Annotated in this window: 21 protein-coding genes and 1 pseudogene; 14 read left to right on the forward strand and 8 right to left on the reverse strand. The window is 65.0% G+C overall.

The window, feature by feature from the left end; translation table 11 throughout:
• Positions 1 to 89 precede the first annotated feature (89 nt).
• The 4 genes and pseudogenes from GPA25_RS22240 to leuA all read right to left on the reverse strand — a co-directional run bounded on the left by GPA25_RS22240 (position 90) and on the right by leuA (position 3,395).
• Complete coding sequence (locus tag GPA25_RS22240) at positions 90 to 431, reverse strand: hypothetical protein (RefSeq protein WP_169262597.1); 342 nt, start codon at positions 429 to 431, stop codon at positions 90 to 92.
• A gap of 105 nt (positions 432 to 536) precedes the next feature.
• Positions 537 to 1,118 (reverse strand): PIN domain-containing protein, encoded by a 582-nt coding sequence (locus tag GPA25_RS22245; RefSeq protein ID WP_169262598.1) that lies wholly within the window; start codon positions 1,116 to 1,118, stop codon positions 537 to 539.
• A gap of 355 nt (positions 1,119 to 1,473) precedes the next feature.
• A pseudogene (locus GPA25_RS24400) lies at positions 1,474 to 1,661 on the reverse strand (IS91 family transposase); the annotation flags it as partial.
• Between the two features lie 18 nt (positions 1,662 to 1,679).
• A complete protein-coding gene (gene leuA / locus GPA25_RS22250) occupies positions 1,680 to 3,395 on the reverse strand; it encodes a 2-isopropylmalate synthase (protein WP_169262599.1) in 1,716 nt (571 codons plus the stop codon).
• A 172-nt stretch (positions 3,396 to 3,567) separates the two neighbouring features.
• Here leuA and GPA25_RS22255 point away from each other — a divergent pair, with 172 nt between their 5' ends.
• From GPA25_RS22255 to GPA25_RS22295, 9 genes are all read left to right on the forward strand, one after another.
• On the forward strand, positions 3,568 to 4,038 hold the full coding sequence (locus GPA25_RS22255; RefSeq protein WP_169262600.1) for an Lrp/AsnC family transcriptional regulator: 471 nt from the start codon (positions 3,568 to 3,570) through the stop codon (positions 4,036 to 4,038).
• A gap of 295 nt (positions 4,039 to 4,333) precedes the next feature.
• Positions 4,334 to 4,531, forward strand: a complete 198-nt coding sequence (locus GPA25_RS22260) for a glycine zipper 2TM domain-containing protein (RefSeq protein WP_169262601.1) — start codon at positions 4,334 to 4,336, stop codon at positions 4,529 to 4,531.
• A 244-nt stretch (positions 4,532 to 4,775) separates the two neighbouring features.
• The gene (gene gcl / locus GPA25_RS22265; protein WP_169262602.1) at positions 4,776 to 6,551 is read left to right on the forward strand and encodes a glyoxylate carboligase; all 1,776 of its coding nucleotides are present in this window, start codon (positions 4,776 to 4,778) and stop codon (positions 6,549 to 6,551) included.
• Positions 6,552 to 6,569: 18 nt separating this feature from the next.
• Positions 6,570 to 7,349 carry a hydroxypyruvate isomerase gene (gene hyi / locus GPA25_RS22270; protein ID WP_169262603.1) on the forward strand — a complete coding sequence of 260 codons (780 nt, stop codon included), beginning with the start codon at positions 6,570 to 6,572 and terminating at the stop codon, positions 7,347 to 7,349.
• Between the two features lie 54 nt (positions 7,350 to 7,403).
• On the forward strand, positions 7,404 to 8,288 hold the full coding sequence (locus GPA25_RS22275; RefSeq protein ID WP_169262604.1) for a 2-hydroxy-3-oxopropionate reductase: 885 nt from the start codon (positions 7,404 to 7,406) through the stop codon (positions 8,286 to 8,288).
• Positions 8,289 to 8,406: 118 nt separating this feature from the next.
• Positions 8,407 to 9,675, forward strand: a complete 1,269-nt coding sequence (locus GPA25_RS22280) for a glycerate kinase type-2 family protein (protein ID WP_169262605.1) — start codon at positions 8,407 to 8,409, stop codon at positions 9,673 to 9,675.
• Between the two features lie 40 nt (positions 9,676 to 9,715).
• Positions 9,716 to 10,120, forward strand: a complete 405-nt coding sequence (locus tag GPA25_RS22285; protein ID WP_169262606.1) for a GlcG/HbpS family heme-binding protein — start codon at positions 9,716 to 9,718, stop codon at positions 10,118 to 10,120.
• Between the two features lie 4 nt (positions 10,121 to 10,124).
• On the forward strand, positions 10,125 to 11,543 hold the full coding sequence (gene pyk / locus GPA25_RS22290) for a pyruvate kinase (RefSeq protein WP_169262607.1): 1,419 nt from the start codon (positions 10,125 to 10,127) through the stop codon (positions 11,541 to 11,543).
• 111 nt (positions 11,544 to 11,654) lie between these two features.
• Positions 11,655 to 12,044, forward strand: a complete 390-nt coding sequence (locus tag GPA25_RS22295; RefSeq protein WP_246266056.1) for a DoxX family protein — start codon at positions 11,655 to 11,657, stop codon at positions 12,042 to 12,044.
• A gap of 36 nt (positions 12,045 to 12,080) precedes the next feature.
• On the opposite strand, the gene GPA25_RS22300 is transcribed toward GPA25_RS22295, so the two are convergent.
• Positions 12,081 to 12,950: a UDP-2,3-diacylglucosamine diphosphatase gene (locus tag GPA25_RS22300; protein ID WP_169262609.1), complete on the reverse strand. Its 870-nt coding sequence runs from the start codon at positions 12,948 to 12,950 to the stop codon at positions 12,081 to 12,083.
• Between the two features lie 3 nt (positions 12,951 to 12,953).
• Positions 12,954 to 14,180: a glycosyltransferase family 4 protein gene (locus GPA25_RS22305; RefSeq protein WP_169262610.1), complete on the reverse strand. Its 1,227-nt coding sequence runs from the start codon at positions 14,178 to 14,180 to the stop codon at positions 12,954 to 12,956.
• 125 nt (positions 14,181 to 14,305) lie between these two features.
• On the opposite strand from GPA25_RS22305, the gene GPA25_RS22310 reads away from it, so the two are divergent.
• Positions 14,306 to 14,566: a hypothetical protein gene (locus tag GPA25_RS22310; RefSeq protein ID WP_169262611.1), complete on the forward strand. Its 261-nt coding sequence runs from the start codon at positions 14,306 to 14,308 to the stop codon at positions 14,564 to 14,566.
• Here the strand turns inward: GPA25_RS22310 and GPA25_RS22315 are convergent.
• On the reverse strand, positions 14,544 to 15,464 hold the full coding sequence (locus tag GPA25_RS22315; RefSeq protein WP_169262612.1) for a DMT family transporter: 921 nt from the start codon (positions 15,462 to 15,464) through the stop codon (positions 14,544 to 14,546). The genes GPA25_RS22310 and GPA25_RS22315 overlap by 23 nt on opposite strands.
• A gap of 338 nt (positions 15,465 to 15,802) precedes the next feature.
• Here GPA25_RS22315 and GPA25_RS22320 point away from each other — a divergent pair, with 338 nt between their 5' ends.
• The 4 genes from GPA25_RS22320 (at position 15,803) to msrA (ending at position 18,678) form a co-directional block, all read left to right on the forward strand.
• Positions 15,803 to 17,005 (forward strand): ammonium transporter, encoded by a 1,203-nt coding sequence (locus tag GPA25_RS22320; RefSeq protein ID WP_169262613.1) that lies wholly within the window; start codon positions 15,803 to 15,805, stop codon positions 17,003 to 17,005.
• A gap of 247 nt (positions 17,006 to 17,252) precedes the next feature.
• Complete coding sequence (locus tag GPA25_RS22325; RefSeq protein WP_169262614.1) at positions 17,253 to 17,576, forward strand: hypothetical protein; 324 nt, start codon at positions 17,253 to 17,255, stop codon at positions 17,574 to 17,576.
• A complete protein-coding gene (msrB, locus tag GPA25_RS22330) occupies positions 17,573 to 18,079 on the forward strand; it encodes a peptide-methionine (R)-S-oxide reductase MsrB (RefSeq protein ID WP_169262615.1) in 507 nt (168 codons plus the stop codon). The genes GPA25_RS22325 and msrB overlap by 4 nt, the downstream gene beginning before the upstream one ends.
• Positions 18,076 to 18,678, forward strand: a complete 603-nt coding sequence (gene msrA / locus GPA25_RS22335) for a peptide-methionine (S)-S-oxide reductase MsrA (RefSeq protein WP_169262616.1) — start codon at positions 18,076 to 18,078, stop codon at positions 18,676 to 18,678. The genes msrB and msrA overlap by 4 nt, the downstream gene beginning before the upstream one ends.
• A 193-nt stretch (positions 18,679 to 18,871) precedes the next feature.
• Here the strand turns inward: msrA and GPA25_RS22340 are convergent.
• A partial coding sequence (locus GPA25_RS22340) for a 4Fe-4S dicluster domain-containing protein (protein WP_169262617.1) occupies positions 18,872 to 19,240 on the reverse strand: 369 nt, incomplete at its 5' end.

Raw genomic sequence — 19,240 nt, forward strand, 5'->3', positions numbered from 1 at the left:
TGGTTGCCGCGACACTCGGCCACCATGCGTACGGCACGCTCACGGACTTCAGGGGAGAACTTCACAGACTTCTTCATGGCTCTATCTTCTCAAGAGTTAGAGCCTCCACCAAACTCGGGGCGATTCAGTAGATCAGTGAACTTGCCTGCACCAACCTTATTCTCAATGTGCAGACCAAGTATCCGACCATCTCGGTCGGATACGACGAGGAGAACATCGGTCTCTGACTGGCGTTTGGTGGTGCTGCTCTCACCAGTGACCGAATTGATGACGGGGAAAGGATGCGTGCCCCACGGGTGGTCCGCGCGGCAGCTAACAAAGCTTGCCCCGCAGCCGGCAAACTTGGTCTGAGAAATAAGCCAGGCCATGAATGTGGGGTTGCTTTCCAGTTCCGCCGCGAGCGCGCGGTCAAGTTCTTTCTCGGTTGCCATAGGTCCGCCTATGCCGCATAACGTAGAGGTGACCGGCGCTGCGAGGCTTTATCGCGCAGCGTCCAGCGACCGGAGGGAGCGAGGTCGACCGCCGGGTTGGGCAGCTTAGAACTCATAGGTGATGGTGTTGTTGGTTTCCGAAATCATTTTGTTTGCAAAGAGAATGTCAATTATTCTATCGACATCGCTTTGGGCAATATTTTTCTGAAACATTGAAGAGATGTGCTGTGACAGTGTTGCTCGCTTGCGAGGCCGCGACTTCTTTTCCGATTTGCTCAAAAGGTCAAAAACGCGTTTGTAATTTGGCTCTTCGGTGGTGGCGGTCTTCGGTTCAAGTTCAAGCAGGCTGTTTATGCGTTTGCACTTCAAGCCATTTTTGTTCAGGTACCGCAGCAATGGGTCGAAACCTTTGTCCTTGGACAAAACAATGCAATGAAGACTCGGAGATTTCTCGATCACACGCCCGAGTTGGCAAGCGATGTAAAAATCAAGGGCGTTGCTGCCATTCCCGTCGACGCGCTGCCACTCCACTCGCTCTCCGAGTTTTTGAGCGCTTGCAACAAGATCAATCGGAACACTCTTCTGACTTGAACCAACAAAGATTACGACGTGAAAGTTGGCTTCAAGGCGACTCAGATCGACCTGTTGAACGTTCTCAAAATCGACAAGTAATAATTTGTGACTCAATTCGACCTCGCTGCGAAAATCAAGATGCCCAACGAATAGCGTTTATCCGCCGCAGCGGCAGAGTTTGAGGAAGGCGAGGCGGCATGGCGGCGAATAAACCTCGTTGGACTGAACCGCCGCGACGGCGGATGCTATGGGGATTGTAAGCGGCGATCCTGCGGCGTCAATCCTTTGGCATGAGGCGAGCGATCTTTCGGGCATGCGAAGCGGGCAAGGCGGGAGCCGGGAGCAGCACGCTTCGGTCGGTCATGGTAACGGTGAGGCCGGACGGGAGTGCCGCGCCGAATTCGGGGCGAGTGCCGCCGCGAGCGCACGGCGCTGCGCTCGGAAGTGGAATCGTCGATTGCCCTCGCGATTATGGTGGTCCTCGCAGGTGAAGCGCCCGTGGCGCAGGGGCGATGACGGCCACCACGTACATCTGTCCGCTGCCGCAACAGGGGCAGTGTTGATGCTCGATCGACGCCACGCGACGCAGGAAGTCGGCGACCGATTCGGGGGTGCCGGCACGTCGAGCGCGGCCCGCGCGGGGCGGACGCCGGAGCGTCCGCTCCCCCGCTCTGGTCAGGCCGCGTGCGGCCTATCGGTCGCGAGCGCCGCGCCGCCGGCGCGATTGAGCGCGCTCACCATCGCCTTGATCGATGCGGTGACGATGTTCTCGTCGATGCCGACGCCGTAGCAGTCGCCGGCGGCTCCCGGGCGGGCCACTTCGATCAGTGCGTAGGCGCGGGCGTCGCCGCACTGGGTGCTGCTGCCGAACGAGCGCTCTTCGTAGCTGCGCACCTGCAGGTCGATGCCGAGGTTGTGGAGCGCACGCACCGCGGCGTCGATCGGGCCGTTGCCTTCGGCGACGAGCGTCTGCGCCTCGCCATTCACGTCGAGCGTGAGGCGGATGCCTTGGGCGTCGCCGTGTTCGAAGAGGTGGTGCTCGACGTAGCGCGCGGACTTGTCGTTGGTCAGGTAGGTCTCGGAGAACAGGCGCCAGATGTCGGCGGCCGTGACTTCGCCCTTGTGCGTGTCCGCGTGTTGCTGCACGACGGCCGCGAACTCCACCTGCAAGCGCCGCGGCAGGACGATGCCGTATTCGGCTTCGAGCAGGTAGGCGATCCCGCCCTTGCCGGACTGGCTGTTGACCCGGATCACCGAGTCGTAGCTGCGGCCGACGTCTGCCGGGTCGATGGGGAGGTAGGGCACGTTCCACGGGCTTGTTTGGCCACTGAGTGCCTTGTGGGCGGCGGCGGCAAAACCCTTCTTGATGGCGTCTTGATGGGAGCCGGAGAAGGCCGTGAAGACGAGGTCCCCGACGTAGGGGTGGCGCGGGGAGATGGGGAGCTGGGTACAGTGTTCCACGGTTCGGGCAACGGCGTTGATGTCCGAGAAGTCGAGGCCAGGATTCACGCCTTGCGTGTAGAGGTTGAGCGCAAGCGTGACGATGTCGACGTTGCCGGTGCGCTCGCCGTTGCCGAAAAGGCAGCCTTCGACACGGTCGGCGCCGGCCATGAGCGCGAGTTCTGCAGCGGCGACGGCCGTGCCGCGGTCGTTGTGCGGATGCACGCTGATGACGACGCTGTCGCGGCGCGCGACGTTGCGGTGCATCCACTCGATCTGGTCGGCGTGGATGTTCGGCGTCGCGACCTCGACCGTCGCGGGGAGGTTGAGGATGACTTTGTTGTCGGGGGTCGCGCCCCAGGCTTCGGTCACTGCGTTGCAGACTTCGAGCGCGAAGTCGAGCTCGGTGGCGGTGAAGGTCTCGGGACTGTACTGGAGGACGATCTCGGTCTCGGGCTGTTCAGCGGCGAGTTCCTTGATGAGCTTCACGGTCGACACCGCGAGCTCGATGATCTCGGTCTTGCTCATGCTGAAGACCATGTCGCGGAAGGGCTCGGAGGTGGCGTTATACACATGCACAATCACGCGCTTCGCGCCGCGGATCGACTCCAGCGTGCGGCGGATGAGGGGCTCACGCGCCTGAGTCAGGACCTCGATCGTGACGTCCTCGGGGATGTGTCCGCCTTCGATGAGTTCGCGCACGAAGTCGAATTCGATCTGCGAGGCCGACGGGAAGGCGACCTCGATCTCCTTGAAGCCCACGTCGCACAAAGTTTGGAAGAGGCGCATCTTCTTCTCGCCGTCCATCGGTTCGAAGAGCGACTGGTTGCCGTCACGCAGGTCCGTACTCATCCACACGGGCGGCTTGTCGATGACGCGGCTCGGCCACTGGCGGTCGGGGAGGTTCACCGGCGGGAAGGGGCGGTACTTGCTGGACGGATTGGTCAACATGATGAGGTCCTGAGGTGCCGATAGTCGTTGTCGATGGGAAGCATGATACGGAAAAGGCGTTGGCAGAGGCTTGCGTTTTCGCGCACTTTCAGCGGTATAATTGGCAGATTATTGCGCCGCTAAGCTAATTTAAAGCTTACGACAACACAACACATAAAATTACGGCAATTCCATGCAAATCGATCGCTACGACCGCGAGATCCTGCGGGTGCTGCAGCAGGACGGACGCATCAGCAACCAGGACCTCGCCGACCGCATCGGGCTGTCGCCCTCCCCGTGCCTGCGCCGGGTGCGCGCACTGGAGGAAGCGGGTTTCATCACCGGCTATCGCGCCGAACTGGACGCGAAGGCGCTGGGCCTGTCGCTGATGGCGCTGATCCAGATTTCGATGGACCGGCACACGCAGGAGCGCTTCACGGATTTCGAGGCCGCCGTGCGGGACATCCCGGAAGTGCTGGAGTGCCTGCTGATCACCGGACAGGCCGCCGACTACCAGCTGAAAGTCGTGGTGCGGGACATGGATGGCTACCAGGAACTGCTGCTGAACCGCATCACGCGCATCCCCGGCGTGACCGGCGTGCATTCGAGTTTCGTGCTGCGGCGGGTCGTGGACAGGCAGGCCCTGCCGGTGGATGTGGGCTGAGCGATTGGGCGGCACGAACGCAAGAGACGAAAGGGCGGACCAAGTCCGCGTTGGTGAGCGCCTTCTGGGCCGCCAGCCAGTGCCTTGCAGGAATCGTCCTACAGGCGATTCCGCTTCGTCCGACAGACGCCCTCCCGCACGACTCCTAGCATGGAACCAGTTCGCGAGCTCGGAGAAAGCTCTTCATCGCCGCGGCCAAGTGTCCCGGCGACCGGCAGCGAACCGGCGAAATAAGCGCGGCGGCACCGGCCTCGCCTGCAACTCCGGCAGGCCGGGCAGCCGAAAGGAGAACATCATGCACAGCCAAAGCCTGAAATCGATTCTCGTCATCGTGGCCACCGCCTTCAGCCTGTCGGCCTGCACGCACACCGGCGGCACCATCCTCGGCGCTGCGGTCGGCGCAGGTGTTGGTCACGCCGTGACCGGCTCGACTGCCGGCGCAGTCGGCGGCGCGGCGGTTGGCGGCATCATCGGCCACGAAGTGAGCCACTGACGTCGACGGCCACGACGAACGACAGTCCGCCGCCTCGCCCACGGTGCGAGGCGCCCCAATCACGAACCACGCCCCCGGCAATCCACCGGGGGCGTTCCTTTTCTTGGTGCGCTCCCTCATTCGATATCTGAAGTATCGACAGAAAGGATTCCCGCGCCAATTCATTCCGGCTGCGTTCCTCCCTATCCTGCATCCAACGTCAATCAGCGGCCCCGAGCCGGAACAGGAAACAGGAGGAGACACCATGGCACGCATGAGAGCAGTCGACGCCGCCGCGGCAGTGTTGCGCAAGGAAGGCATCACAACGTTGTTCGGCATTCCCGGCGCGGCGATCAACCCGCTTTATTCGGCACTGCGCAAGGATGGCAGCTTCAAGCACTACCTCGCCCGCCACGTCGAGGGCGCCTCGCACATGGCCGAAGGCTACACCCGCACCAGGGCCGGCAATATCGGCGTGTGCATCGGCACCTCGGGCCCGGCGGGCACCGACATGATCACGGGGCTCTACTCCGCATCGGCCGATTCGATACCCATCCTCTGCATCACCGGCCAGGCGCCGCGCGCCCGTCTCTACAAGGAAGACTTCCAGGCGGTCGATATCGAGACGATCGCCAAGCCCGTGACCAAGTGGGCGGTGACGGTGCGCGAGCCGGCGCAGGTGCCGCGCGTGTTCCAGCAGGCCTTCCACATCATGCGCTCGGGCCGTCCCGGCCCGGTGCTGATCGACCTGCCCTTCGACGTGCAGATGGCCGAGATCGAGTTCGACATCGACACCTACGAGCCGCTGCCGGCGTACAAGCCCGCCGCGAGCCGCGCGCAGGCCGAGAAGGCGATCGCGATGCTGAACGCCGCCGAGCGCCCGCTGATCGTCGCCGGTGGCGGGGTGATCAACGCCGATGCGGCCGCGAAGCTGCAGCAATTTGCCGAGATCATGGGTGTGCCGGTGATCCCGACGCTGATGGGCTGGGGTTCGATTCCCGACGACCATCCGCTGATGGCCGGCATGGTCGGCCTGCAGACCTCGCACCGCTATGGCAACGCGACGATGCTCGCGTCCGACTTCGTGATGGGTATCGGCAACCGCTGGGCGAACCGCCACACCGGCTCGGTCGAGGTCTACACCGAGGGCCGCAAGTTCGTGCATATCGACATCGAACCGACGCAGATCGGCCGCGTGTTCGGGCCGGACTACGGCATCGTGTCAGACGCCGGTCTGGCGCTGGACCGCCTGATCGAGGTCGCCCGCGAGATGAAGGCCGTAGGCGACCTGCCCGACCGTCGCCAGTGGGTCGAGGAATGCCAGGGTCGCAAACGCACGATGCTACGCAAGACGCACTTCGACGAAGTGCCGATGAAGCCGCAGCGCGTGTATGAAGAGATGAACAAGGTCTTCGGCAAGGACACCTGCTACGTCAGCACGATCGGCCTGTCGCAGATCGCCGCCGCGCAGTTCCTGCACGTGTACAAGCCGCGCCACTGGATCAACTGCGGCCAGGCCGGCCCGCTCGGCTGGACCGTGCCGGCGGCCCTCGGCGTCGTCGCGGCGGACCCGCGGCGCAAGGTGGTGGCGATCTCGGGCGACTACGACTTCCAGTTCATGATCGAGGAACTGGCGGTGGGCGCGCAGTTCAAGCTGCCCTACCTGCATGTGGTCGTGAATAACGCCTACCTCGGCCTGATCCGCCAGTCGCAGCGCGGCTTCGACATGGACTTCTGCGTGCAGCTCGCGTTCGAGAACATCAACGCGCCGGAGACCGAAGGCTATGGCGTCGATCACGTCGGCGTCGTCGAAGGCCTGGGCTGCAAGGCGATCCGCGTGCGCACACCCGAGGAAATCCAGCCCGCGTTCGCCCAGGCCCGGGCGTGGATGGAAGAGTTTCGCGTGCCGGTGGTGGTCGAGATCATCCTCGAACGCGTCACCAACATCGCGATGGGTACCGAGATCAACGCGATCAACGAATTCGAGCCGCTCGCCGACGGCCGCGCCGATGCGCCGACCGCGATTGCGCTGCTCGACTGAAACCGGGGGAATTGAGAGATGCCAAAGTTTGCTGCCAACCTGACGATGCTGTTCAACGAGGTCGGCTTCCTCGACCGCTTCGAGGCGGCCGCCGATGCGGGGTTCAAGGGTGTCGAGTACCTGTTTCCGTACGCCTTCCGCAAGGAAGAGCTCGCCGAGCGACTCGAACGCTACGGTCTGACGCAGGTGCTGCACAACCTGCCGGCGGGCAACTGGGACGCCGGCGAGCGCGGCATCGCCTGCGATCCGGCGCGCGTCGGGGAATTCCAGGACGGCGTCGGCCGCGCGATCGACTACGCGCAGGCGCTGGGCTGCAAGCAGGTGAACTGCCTCGCCGGCAAGGCACCGGCCGGGGTCGATGCGGGCCGCGTGCGCGAGACCTTCATCGAGAACCTGCGCTTCGCCGCCGCCAAGCTCAAGGGCGCGGACATCCGCCTGCTGGTCGAGCCGATCAACACCTACGACATTCCCGGCTTCTACCTCAGCCGCACGGCGCAGGCGGCGGAGATCCTCGACGCGGTCGGCTCGGACAACCTGTTCATCCAGTACGACATCTATCACGCGCAGCGCATGGAAGGCGAACTGGCGAACACGATCAAGCGCTACCTGCCGCGGATCGCCCACATCCAGCTCGCCGACAACCCGGGCCGCAACGAGCCGGGCACGGGTGAGATCAACTACCGCTATGTGTTCGACTTCATCGACCGCAGCGGCTACGAAGGCTGGATCGGCTGCGAATACAAGCCGGCCGCCACCACCCGCGAAGGACTCGGCTGGATCGAGGCACTGACGCGCTGAGCCCCCCCGCCCCGCACAGAGACAACTACACATATAAAGAAAGGAGAAACAATCATGGCGAATATCGGATTCATCGGACTCGGCATCATGGGCACGCCGATGGCCCAGCACCTCATCGACGGCGGCCACACGCTGTTCGTGAACACCCACGGCAAGATGCCGCGCACGATCATCGACGCCGGCGCCACCGCCTGCGAGACCGCACGCGAAGTCGCGCAGAAGTCGGAGTTCATCATCCTGATGGTGCCCGACACGCCCAACGTCGAAGCGGCGCTGTTCGCGGCGAACGGCGTTGCCGAAGGGCTTTCCGCGGGCAAGATCGTCATCGACATGAGTTCAATCAGCCCGATCGCGACGAAGCAGTTCGCCCAGCGCATCAACGATCTGGGTTGCGAGTACCTCGACGCGCCGGTGTCCGGCGGCCAGGTCGGCGCGAAAGCCGGCACGCTGTCGATCATGGTCGGCGGCAAGCACTCGACCTTCGAGAAGGCGCTGCCGCTGTTCCAGCTGATGGGCAAGAACATCACGCTCGTCGGCAAGAACGGCGACGGCCAGACCTGCAAGGTCGCCAACCAGATCATCGTCGCGCTGAACATCGAGGCGGTCGCCGAGGCGCTGCTGTTCGCGGCGAAGAACGGCGCCGATCCGGCGCGCGTGCGCGAGGCGCTGATGGGCGGCTTCGCCTCGTCGCGCATCCTCGAAGTGCATGGCGAGCGCATGATCAAGCGCGCCTTCGATCCGGGCTTCCGCATCGAACTGCACCAGAAGGACCTGAACCTCGCGCTGACGGTTGCGCGCCAGATCGGCATGTCGCTGCCGAACACCGCGACCGCCCAGGAGCTGTTCAATTCCTGCGTTGCGCACGGCGGCGCCGCGCGCGATCATTCGGCAATGGTGCAGGCGCTGGAGAAGATGGCCAACTTCGAGATCGGCCAGTGAGTGGTCAATGAGTGGCCAGTAAAAACGCATCAAAGCAGCACAGCGGCCGGCCAGGGGCAAACGCCTGCCGGCCACACCCTATTCAGGACTCCGAGCCCATTCCGACAAAGGCCTTGTGATGAGCGCCCAATCCGACATCCGCGACTTGCTGCAACAGATGTTTGCCGCGGCCGTGCAAGCTGCCCAGCCCGAACGCTGCATTCCGCGCCACCTCCCCGCGCCGCCGCGCGGTCGTACCATCGTCATCGGCGCCGGCAAGGCGTCGGCGGCGATGGCGCAGGCGCTGGAACGCAGCTGGCCCGGCCCGTTGTCCGGCCTGGTCGTGACCCGCTACGGCTACGCGGTGCCGTGCGAACGCATCGAGATCGTCGAGGCGGCGCACCCGGTGCCGGATGCGGCCGGACTCGCCGCCGCCGGACGCCTGCTCGATGTGGTGCGCGACCTGAACGAGGACGACCTGGTGATCTGCCTGATCTCCGGCGGCGGCTCGGCGCTGCTGCCGCTGCCGGCGTCGGGCATCACGCTGGAGGACAAGCAGGCGATCAACCGCGCGCTGCTGAAATCCGGCGCGACGATCTCGGAGATGAATTGCGTGCGCCGCCACCTCTCCGCGATCAAGGGCGGGCGGCTCGCCGCGGCCTGCTATCCGGCGCGCGTCGTGAACCTGCTGATCTCCGACGTGCCCGGCGACAATCCGATCGACATCGCCTCCGGCCCGACGGTCGGCGACCCGACGAGTTGCGCCGACGCACTGGAGATCGTGCGCCGCTACGGCATCGATCTGCCCGGTGCGGCGCTCGAATTGCTCGAAAGCGGCGGCGGCGAGACGATCAAGCCGGGCGATGCGCGACTTGCACGCGTCAGCACGACGCTCGTTGCCACGCCGCAAATGGCGCTCGAGGCAGCGGCGAAAGTCGCCGCGTGCGCCGGCTACACGCCGCTGCTGCTCGGTGACAGCATCGAAGGCGAGGCACGCGACGTCGGCAAGGTCATGGCCGGGATCGCGCTGCAGACGCGCCGTCACCGCCAGCCGGTCGCCTCGCCCTGCGTGTTATTGTCCGGCGGCGAAACCACGGTGACGGTGCGCGGCAACGGCCGCGGCGGGCGCAACGTCGAATTTCTGCTGTCGCTCGCGGTCGCACTCGACGGCGAGCCCGGCGTGTATGCGGTGGCCGGCGACACCGACGGCGTCGACGGGCAGGAGGAAATCGCCGGCGCCTTCGTCGCACCGGACACGCTCAAGCGCGCCTGGGCACAGGGCATCCGCCCGCGCGACAGCCTCGCGAACAACGACGGACACGGCTTCTTCGAGGCGTTGGGCGATTCGCTGGTCACCGGCCCGACACTGACGAACGTGAACGATTTCCGTGCGATCGTCGTGCTTTAAGGCCGACGACGCACCATCAGACAACAGGAGGAAACACGCAATGAAGACCATCAAGGCACTGACGCTCGACGACGTCAAACGCATCGCCGCAGCCGCCGAGGCCGAAGCCGTCCGCAACGGCTGGGCCGTCACCATCGCGGTGTGCGACGCCGGCGGCCACGCCTTGTGGCTGCAGCGCCTGGACGGCGCACCGCCGTCGAGCGCGCTGGTCGCCCCCGAGAAGGCGCGCACCAGCGTGATGAGCGGCAAGCCCAGCAAGGTACTCGAAGACATGATCAACAACGGCCGCTTTGCCGCGCTGGCGATGCCGGTGGTGCCGCTCGAAGGCGGCGAGCCGATCGTCGTCGACGGTTGCGTGATCGGCGCAGTCGGGGTGTCCGGCGTCAAGGCAGCCGAAGACGCGCAGGTTGCGCGCGCCGGCATCGCCGCACTGATGGCGGAGTGAGGCCATGAGACGCCATCGCCAGTCGCGCATCCTCGCCACCCTCGGCCCGTCCAGTGCCACGCCCGAACGCATCCGCGCGCTGTTCAACGCGGGGGCCGACGTATTCCGCCTGAACTTCAGCCACGGCAGCCACGCCGATCACGCCGAACGCCTGCGCCAGATTCGCGACATCGAGCGCGAAACCGGCCGCCCGATCGGCATCCTGATGGATCTGCAGGGGCCGAAGCTGCGCATCGGCAAGCTCGCGGACGGCAAGGTCATGCTGCATGCGGGGAGCCGCTTCCGTCTCGATCTCGACGCCACGCCCGGCGACGCGACGCGCGCCAACCTGCCCCACCCCGAGATCTTCGCCGCGCTCGAAGCCGGCACCGAACTGCTGCTCGACGACGGCAAGCTGCGCCTGCGCGTGGATGCCTTCGGCGCGGACTTCGCCGACACCACGGTGATCGTCGGCGGTGCGCTGTCGGACCGCAAGGGCGTCAATGTGCCCGGCGTCGTGCTGCCGATTTCGCCGCTGACGCCGAAAGACCTCGCCGACCTCGACTACGGCCTGTCGCTCGGTGTCGACTGGGTGGCGCTGTCCTTTGTGCAGCGCCCCGAAGACATCCGCGAGGCACGCGAGATCATCGGTGACCGCGCATGGATCATGGCCAAGCTGGAAAAACCAGCCGCCATCGAGCGCCTCGACGAGATCGTCGCGCTGGCCGACGGCGTGATGGTCGCACGCGGCGACCTCGGCGTCGAACTGCCGCCAGAACAGGTGCCGATGCTGCAGAAGCGCATCGTGCGCGCCGCCCGCGCCGCCGGCCGCCCGGTGGTCGTCGCGACGCAGATGCTGGAATCGATGATCGTCTCGCCGGTGCCGACACGCGCCGAGGCTTCCGACGTCGCCACTGCGATCTACGATGGCGCCGACGCCGTCATGCTGTCGGCCGAATCGGCCTCGGGCCAGTATCCGGTCGAAGCCGTGACGATCATGGATCGCATCATCACCCAGGTCGAACAGGATCCCGCCTGGCGACCCGGCCTCGAAGCCAGCCACACGCCCGCCGCCGCCAACACGCCGGAGGCGATCTGCTGCGCGCTGCGTCGCGTCACGGCGCTGATCGAACCGGCCGCGACCGTCGCCTACAGCGCCAGCGGCTTCACCTGCCTGCGCGCCAGCCGCGAACGCCCGAGCACGCCGATCCTCGGCCTGACCCCGCAGCTCACCACCGCGCGCCGCCTCGCGCTGGTGTGGGGCGTGCACCCGGTGCCGTTCGAGGACGTGCATGACGTTCTGGAAATGGTCGAACACGCCAGCGCCGCAGTCGTCACGCATGGCTTCGCGCGCGCCGGCGACGACGTCGTCGTCATCGCCGGCCTGCCTTTCGGGCGCAGCGGCAGCACCAATCTGCTGCATATCGTGCAGATCCCGAAATGAATCGCCGCGCCCGCGCACGCATTACGCGGCGCGGGTCGCCATGCATTCGCTACGCATGTCGACTACATAGATAGGAGGGTACGCAAACCCGACAACAACAAGGAGAACATGATGAGAGACATCACTTCCCTCGCGGCGCGCGTCCTTCTCGCGCTGATCTTCATCGTCGCCGGCTGGGGCAAACTCGGCGCCGGTTATGCCGGCACCCAGCAGTACATGGCCTCGATGGGCGTCACCGGAGCGCTCCTGCCGCTGGTGATCTTCGCCGAACTGGGCGGCGGCCTCGGCGTGCTGTTCGGTGCCCTGACCCGGCTGGCGGCCGCAGGTCTGGCGGTGTTTTGCCTGGCGAGCGCACTGATCTTCCACACCGATTTCGCCAACCAGGTGCAATCCATCATGTTCATGAAGAATCTCGCGATCGCGGGCGGCATGCTGATGCTGGTTGCGAACGGCGCCGGGGCATTCAGTCTCGACGCCTGGTGGCAAGGCCGGAAGAGGTAATCCCGCGCAACGCACCTGCCGAACGGCGGGCGAACGTCAGGATGCCCGCCGCTGTGCCTCGGTGGCATGCTGCGAACTGTCCACCGCAGCGTTCGCCGTGAGACTCGACGCGGCAACTGCCTGATCCGGCGTGACGCGCATCGCGGTGATGATGGCGCCGGTCGGCACGGCGGCACTTTGCCAGCGCACCACTTCCATGCGCCCGTCGGCATGCTCGAGGATCGCGCTGCAGCTATCCACCCAGTCGCCGCAATTCATGTAGCGCACGCCTTCGATCTCCTGGTCCGCGGCCCAGTGGATGTGACCGCAGATCACGCCATCGAGCCCCTTGCGGCGCGCGGCATGGGCGATCGACGACTCGAAGTCGAAGACGAAATTCACCGCGCGCTTGACCTTCTGCTTCGCGTAACCCGCCAGCGACCAGTAGCCCGGCCGGTGCAGCATACGACGCAGATGCGACAACCAGTGGTTGATGCGCACCAGGCTGTTGTAGCCGATGTCGCCGAGCACCGCGACCCAGCGGTGGTGGCGCGTGACCTGATCGAATTCGTCGCCATGCACGAGCCAGTAGCGGCGCCCGTCGGCCGCCTCATGCACCCATTCGGCCTCGACACGGATGTCGCCGAATGCGATCCCGACGTACTGCCGTAGCGCCTCGTCGTGGTTGCCCGGAATGAAGAACACCTGGCAGCCCTGGCGCGCACGGCGCAGCACCTTTTGCACCACCGTATTCTGCGCGGCGGACCACTGGATACTGCGGTTCATCGCCCAGAAATCGACGATGTCGCCAACCAGGTATAGGTAGTCGGAAGGGTGCTCGCGCAGGAACTCGAGCAGGCGGTCCGCCTGGCACGCGCGGGTGCCGAGGTGGACGTCGGAGATGAATACCGAACGGACTTGCGGCATCTTCTATCGCACCGTCGCCCTGAATGGAAGGAGATCGGCGCGCCCCGGGTACGTATCATCGACGACCGTCTGCAGGGCGCCGGCGAAGCGGTCGTGGATGCGCTCCCAGTCGAGCGATTCGCTGCGCACGCGCGCCGCGGCACCAAGCCTGCGGCGCAGCGCTGCGTCCCCGGCGGCGATCAGCGACTGCGTGACGAAGGCGTCGGCATCGCCGGGAGGTGCCAGCATGCCTTCGCGCCCGCTGGCGATGACTTCAGCGGCTGCCGCGCAGTCGTAAGCCACCACGCACAATCCGCTCGCCATCGCCTCGATCGTGACATTGCCGTAGGTTTCCGACAGGCTTGGAAACAGGAACAGGTCGCCCGACGCGTAGTGCGCCGCGAGATCGTCACCGCTGCGCATGCCGGCGAACACATGCTCGGGATGACTGTCCTGCAGCGGCTTGCGCGACGGCCCGTCACCGACGATTATCAGCCGCGCATCCGCATGCACCCGCCGGATCGCATCAAACGCTTCCAGCACCAGCGGCAGGTTCTTTTCCGGCGCGACGCGCCCCACGTACACCACCGCCAGCGCCGTCTCACCCACGCCCCAGGACTGGCGCAGCGCGGCGCTGCGGCGTACGGGGTGAAAGCGCCGCGTATCGACGCCGCGCGCGATCACCTCCACGGCACGATAGCCACGCGCCCGCAAGTCCTGCGCCATCGCGCGCGTCGGCACGAAAGTCACTGCGGTGCGGTTGTGCATGCGTTTGAGATACGCCGAGACCGGGCGCCGGAGCCAGGCGACGCCGTAGTGCGCGCTGTAGCAATCGAAATTGGTGTGGAAGTCCGAGGTCACCGGGATGCCCAGGCGCGTGGCCGCCGACACCGCAGACCAGCCCAGAGGCCCCTCGGTCGCAACGTGCACCACGTCCGGCCGCTGGCGCGACCACAGGCGGAACAGTCGGGTACGCGCCGGCAGGCCGAAGCGCAGACCCTGATAGCTGGGGATCTGCACCCCGTGCGCCAGCACCTCCTCGAAACACGGGCCGTCCTCGGCCCGGTCCGATGGCGCCTGACGCGGTCGCACAAGCTGCACGTGGTGTCCGCGCTCGATCAGCCCATCGACCATCCGGCCCAGGGTCAGCGCGACCCCGTTGATCTCGGGTAGCCAGGTTTCGGTCACCAGGGCGATGCGCAAACATGGCCGCAGGCAGCGTTCTTCGGTAACGAAATCGACGTCTTTCATGAACCCGAAGGCTAGAAGACGGATACGAAAAATTCGTGACCGATGCGTGACGCTTATGTTAAACCGCCATCACTCCGGGACAATCGCGCAGGCGCCCCGCACACCAGACAGGAAGACACGCCAACATGAAACACCCCGCCCGCATCCTCGGCCTTGCCGCCCTCGCCCTCGTCCTGAGCGCCTGCAGCAAGCTCACCCCCAAGAATTACGACAAGCTCAAGGTCGGCATGAAGTACGAGGAAGTCAAGCAAGTGCTCGGCGCACCGACCAAGTGCAGCGATCTGTTGGCGGTGAAGAGTTGCACCTGGGGCGACGACACGCGCTTCGTGCAGGTCAGCTTCATCGCCGACCAGGTGATCCTGTTCAACTCTTCGAATCTGCGCTGACGGTCGCGCCCACGGCTCGCCGGCCACGCATCGCGACCGCGCTGATCGCCACCAGGCCCGCCGCGATGCACAGCATCCCGACCGATTCGGTCGCGCTGGGGCGTTCGCCCAGTTCCACCCAGCCGGCCAGCACGCCCACCGCCGGCACCGCCAGCGACGACAGGCCGGCGAGCCCGGCGGGCAGACGATCAAGGATGAACAGCCACATCAGCCACGCCAGCCCGGTCGCGAACAGCGCGTTGTACACCAGTGCGCCGATGAAGTAAGGCGTCAGCTGCGGCGGCTCGGACGGCAGCACCCACGCCAGCACGCACAGCACCAGCGACCCGAGCAGCATCTGCCACGCCGTCAGCGACAGGAGATCGAGCTGCACGCCGGCACGCAGGCGCTTGGCGAACACCGCACTCGCCGCCCACACCAGGCCTGCGACGATTGCCAGCACGGTGCTCAGGGCGTCGCCACGCATCGTCCACGGCTCCAGGATCAGCAGCAGCCCCGCCAGCGCCAGCGCCACCGCCGCCCACTGCGAACCGCGTACCCGCTCGCCAAGGAACATCCGCGCCATTGGCAGCAGCCAGAACGGCATGGTGTAGACCAGCACCGCGGTCTTCCCCGCCCCGCCGCTTACCAGTGCCCACTGGATCAATCCGGTAAATGCCGCAGTCTGCAACAGGCCCAGCCACAGCATGCCTCCCAGCGCCACCGGCCGCAGCGGCCGCCCGCGCACGGCCAATACCGCAAACAGCGCGAGTGATCCCAGGAAAGTACGCAGGGCGGAAAAATCGAAAGGATCGACGTAGCGCATCACCTTCTTCATTACCACCCAGTTGTAGCCCCAGATGAGCGACAGCAGCAGCAAGACCCCCGCCGCCACATAGAGCTTCCGGTCGCGATTCATTTGCAGTTCCCCAAAACGACAGGCCGCTGAGCGCCCCCGCAGGGCACCTATCCTGGAGCATCCCGCTGCAGCACCATCCAAAAACCCGATTGTAGGCTTTGTCGCCAATAAATATAAATATTGTATACATTAATTGAAAACGTTCTGCACCAGGACGATGCCGACATGGCGGGCGTCATGCACCGTGATCGTGCGCCGCTGTACGCCCCATGCACCACTTGCGGGCCTACAACGACCCGATATTGTGCAGAGCTCTTGCAAGTCATTGAAACTTCAGTGCCAAGCACGTGGCACAGCCATTGCTTGATGCACCACTTCAAGCCACTGGAGCCTTTTTCATGGAGCAGTTCAAGACCTCGGCCGACGTTCTTTTCGTGTTGTTGGGCGCCATCATGGTGCTCGCAATGCACGCCGGCTTCGCCTTTCTCGAAGTCGGCACCGTCCGCAAGAAGAACCAGGTCAATGCGCTGGTGAAGATTCTCAGCGACTTTGCGATGTCGACCCTCGCCTACTTCATCGTCGGCTACTCGCTTGCCTACGGCACCGGCTTCTTCGTCAGCGCCGAGCAGCTCGCCGCGAATTCGGGTTATGAACTGGTCAAGTTCTTCTTCCTGCTGACCTTCGCCGCGGCCATTCCGGCGATCATCTCCGGCGGCATCGCCGAACGCGCGCGCTTCGTGCCGCAGCTGATCGCCACCTTCCTGCTCGTCGGCTTCGTCTATCCGTTCTTCGAGGGCATCGTCTGGAACGGCAACCTCGGCTTCCAGGACTGGCTTGAAGCGGCCTTCGGCGCCAAATTCCATGACTTCGCCGGCAGCGTCGTGGTGCACGCCTTCGGCGGCTGGATCGCGCTGCCCGCGGTGCTGCTGCTCGGCGCGCGCCGCGGCCGCTACCACAAGGACGGGGCGATCTCGGCACATCCGCCGTCAAGCATCCCCTTCCTCGCCCTCGGCGCATGGATCCTCACCGTCGGCTGGTTCGGCTTCAACGTCATGAGCGCCCAGCGCCTCGAAGCAGTCAACGGCCTGGTCGCCCTCAACTCGCTGATGGCGATGATCGGCGGCACCCTTGCAGCGCTCGCCGCCGGCCGCAACGACCCGGGCTTCGTGCATAACGGCCCGCTCGCCGGCCTCGTCGCCGTGTGCGCCGGCTCCGACCTGATGCACCCGCTTGGTGCGCTATTCGTCGGCGCCGTCGCGGGTGGGCTCTTCGTGTTCCTCTTCACCACCGCCCAGAACCGCTGGAAGATCGACGACGTGCTCGGCGTGTGGCCGCTGCATGGCCTGTGCGGCGCCTGGGGCGGCATCGCCGCGGGCATCTTCGGCAGCACCGCCCTCGGCGGCATCGGCGGCGTCAGCTTCGCTGCCCAGGTGATCGGCACTCTGGCCGGCATCGTCATCGCGCTGGTTGGCGGTGGAGTCGTGTATGGCGTCATCCGCGCCACCATCGGCCTGCGCCTTGACGCGGAAGAGGAATTCGCCGGCGCCGACCTGTCGATCCACAAGATCACCGCCACCGCGGAGCGCGAGACGGCCTGGTAAGGAAATGGCAATCGGAAACAGCGTGTGCCGGACTGCAATCGAGTCCGTCGCACTTGGCTGATACGGATGGCGCGGGCTGAACCGCGCCATTTTTTTGCACAAGGCGCAATCCTGGCGTTCGCTTACACGGCGGAACCCGCGCAACGCGCCACGCCGGGACCGTGCCTTGTCTCGCGGTTTTTGCCACGGCCTGTAATATTTCGACGGCGCGGCCGACTAAGCTCCATCGACACCACTGGAGCGGTCAATGTCCTGGCAGGCGCTGGCGAACCTTACGCCGATTTCCGCAACATTCTTGGCCGCGTCCAGTACGCGCACCAATTCCCCGCACACGGTCGCCCTCGTCGAACTGAACACCGCCGAAGATGGTCGTGGCTGTCCGCCGGCCGGTCGCCGACGAAGCAGACTTCCAAGCCGCCCTATGACCGAACAACCAGATCTTGCGGCGTTTGTCCAACAGCTGGAAACCGGTGAGGTGTCGCAGGCGCTTGCCCTGCCCGGCCGCATCCCGGCCGCCGCTCGAATGCAGGCGATTCCTGTGCAGATCACTATCTTTTGGGGAAAATCATGAACCGACGTCAATCGTTATATTCCCTGCTGGGTTTGTCCTTGCTGTCGCTCGGCGGCCATCGCCTCGCCAGTGCAGCGGACAAGGCCGGCCCCAGACTCGTGAAATCCAGGGCCGAGTGGGCAAAATTGCTACCCGCGGCGGCATATGAGGTGCTGTTCGACGAGGCGACCGAACGCCCCGGCAGCAGTCCGCTCAACCAGGAGAAGCGCGAGGGCACCTACCTCTGCGCCGCCTGTTTCCAGCCGCTGTTCGACAGTGCCGCAAAATATGAAAGCGGCACCGGCTGGCCCAGCTTCTGGCAGGCGCTTCCTGCTGCCGTTGCGACACGCACGGATTTCAAGCACATCCTGCCACGTACCGAATACCACTGCTCACGCTGCGGCGGACATCAGGGGCACGTTTTTGACGACGGCCCCAAACCGACCGGCCAACGCTATTGCAACAATGGCGTGGCCTTGCAGTTTGTCGTACGTGGCGCCCCATTGCCGGAGCTGCGCACATGAGAGCCCAATTCGCTGTCGCCACGCTTCTTGCGCTCGTGCTTTCCAACGGCATCGCTGCCGACACTGCCAATCCGGCGGGCGGCGTCACCGCGATTTTTGCCAGCGGCTGCTTCTGGTGTACGGAGTCGGATTTCGAAAAGCTGCCCGGCGTGATCAGCGCGGAATCCGGCTATACCGGCGGCAAAACCGCCAATCCGAGCTACCAGGAAGTGAGCTCGGGCGCGACCGGACACACGGAGGCGGTGCGCGTGCGCTACGATCCGGCGCGCGTGAGCTATGCGCAATTGCTCGACCACTTCTGGCGAAACGTCGACCCGACGGTCAAGGACCGCCAGTTCTGCGATCACGGGACGCAGTATCGCAGCGGCATCTACTTCCAGAACGAGGAGCAGCGCAAAGCCGCCGAGGCGAGCCGCGATGCCTTGTTGCAAAGCGGCAAGTTCGCGCAGATCCATACCGAGATCGTCGCGGCCGCCACCTTCTACCCGGCGGAGGAATACCATCAGGACTACTACAAGAAGAATCCGCTCCGCTACCAGTTTTACCGTCGCGGTTGTGGGCGTGATGCGCGGCTTGAGCAGATATGGGGTAGCAAGTAGTCCGCAAGCACACCGGCATGAGTCCGAAGATGTTCCGCGAGCGGGCGAAGACCCACCTCGCCGAGGCGACGGCCGACAGACAGTCGCTGCTTGAATAAAAAGGAAGGTGCCACGCATAGGGGAAGGAGGGAGGGAGAGAAGGCCCCGCAAGCGTTTTTTGTGGCACCCCCTTGAAAGAGGTTGCATCAGGCCGTCACATGCCCTGATAGATCGGCCCTTCGCCGCCCTGCGGCACGACCCAGTTGATGTTCTGCGTCGGATCCTTGATATCGCAGGTCTTGCAGTGCACGCAGTTCTGCGCGTTGATCTGCAGGCGGGCGCGGCTGGCAGATGAGTGCCCCGACTCGTCCCTCACGATCTCGTACACGCCGGCCGGGCAGTAGCGCTGCTCGGGGGCGTCGTACTTGGCGAGGTTCACTGCGATCGGCACCGACACATCCTTCAGCTGCAGATGGCAGGGCTGATCTTCCTCGTGGTTGGTGTTCGACAGGAACACCGACGAGAGGCGGTCGAAGCTCAGCACCCCATCGGGCTTCGGATAGTCGATCTTCGCGCACTCGGC

Origin of the sequence: Aromatoleum diolicum (assembly GCF_012910955.1) — a bacterium.
Taxonomy (GTDB): Bacteria; Pseudomonadota; Gammaproteobacteria; order Burkholderiales; family Rhodocyclaceae; genus Aromatoleum; species Aromatoleum diolicum.

Excerpts from the sequence above, each read along its gene's own strand:
- GPA25_RS22240 (WP_169262597.1), bottom strand. The coding sequence starts at position 431 with ATGGCAACCGAGAAAGAACTTGACCGCGCGCTCGCGGCGGAACTGGAA.
- leuA (WP_169262599.1), bottom strand. The coding sequence starts at position 3,395 with ATGTTGACCAATCCGTCCAGCAAGTACCGCCCCTTCCCGCCGGTGAAC.
- GPA25_RS22255 (WP_169262600.1), top strand. The coding sequence starts at position 3,568 with ATGCAAATCGATCGCTACGACCGCGAGATCCTGCGGGTGCTGCAGCAG.
- GPA25_RS22260 (WP_169262601.1), top strand. The coding sequence starts at position 4,334 with ATGCACAGCCAAAGCCTGAAATCGATTCTCGTCATCGTGGCCACCGCC.
- gcl (WP_169262602.1), top strand. The coding sequence starts at position 4,776 with ATGGCACGCATGAGAGCAGTCGACGCCGCCGCGGCAGTGTTGCGCAAG.
- hyi (WP_169262603.1), top strand. The coding sequence starts at position 6,570 with ATGCCAAAGTTTGCTGCCAACCTGACGATGCTGTTCAACGAGGTCGGC.
- GPA25_RS22275 (WP_169262604.1), top strand. The coding sequence starts at position 7,404 with ATGGCGAATATCGGATTCATCGGACTCGGCATCATGGGCACGCCGATG.
- GPA25_RS22280 (WP_169262605.1), top strand. The coding sequence starts at position 8,407 with ATGAGCGCCCAATCCGACATCCGCGACTTGCTGCAACAGATGTTTGCC.
- GPA25_RS22285 (WP_169262606.1), top strand. The coding sequence starts at position 9,716 with ATGAAGACCATCAAGGCACTGACGCTCGACGACGTCAAACGCATCGCC.
- pyk (WP_169262607.1), top strand. The coding sequence starts at position 10,125 with ATGAGACGCCATCGCCAGTCGCGCATCCTCGCCACCCTCGGCCCGTCC.
- GPA25_RS22295 (WP_246266056.1), top strand. The coding sequence starts at position 11,655 with ATGAGAGACATCACTTCCCTCGCGGCGCGCGTCCTTCTCGCGCTGATC.
- GPA25_RS22300 (WP_169262609.1), bottom strand. The coding sequence starts at position 12,950 with ATGCCGCAAGTCCGTTCGGTATTCATCTCCGACGTCCACCTCGGCACC.
- GPA25_RS22305 (WP_169262610.1), bottom strand. The coding sequence starts at position 14,180 with ATGAAAGACGTCGATTTCGTTACCGAAGAACGCTGCCTGCGGCCATGT.
- GPA25_RS22310 (WP_169262611.1), top strand. The coding sequence starts at position 14,306 with ATGAAACACCCCGCCCGCATCCTCGGCCTTGCCGCCCTCGCCCTCGTC.
- GPA25_RS22315 (WP_169262612.1), bottom strand. The coding sequence starts at position 15,464 with ATGAATCGCGACCGGAAGCTCTATGTGGCGGCGGGGGTCTTGCTGCTG.
- GPA25_RS22320 (WP_169262613.1), top strand. The coding sequence starts at position 15,803 with ATGGAGCAGTTCAAGACCTCGGCCGACGTTCTTTTCGTGTTGTTGGGC.
- GPA25_RS22325 (WP_169262614.1), top strand. The coding sequence starts at position 17,253 with ATGTCCTGGCAGGCGCTGGCGAACCTTACGCCGATTTCCGCAACATTC.
- msrB (WP_169262615.1), top strand. The coding sequence starts at position 17,573 with ATGAACCGACGTCAATCGTTATATTCCCTGCTGGGTTTGTCCTTGCTG.
- msrA (WP_169262616.1), top strand. The coding sequence starts at position 18,076 with ATGAGAGCCCAATTCGCTGTCGCCACGCTTCTTGCGCTCGTGCTTTCC.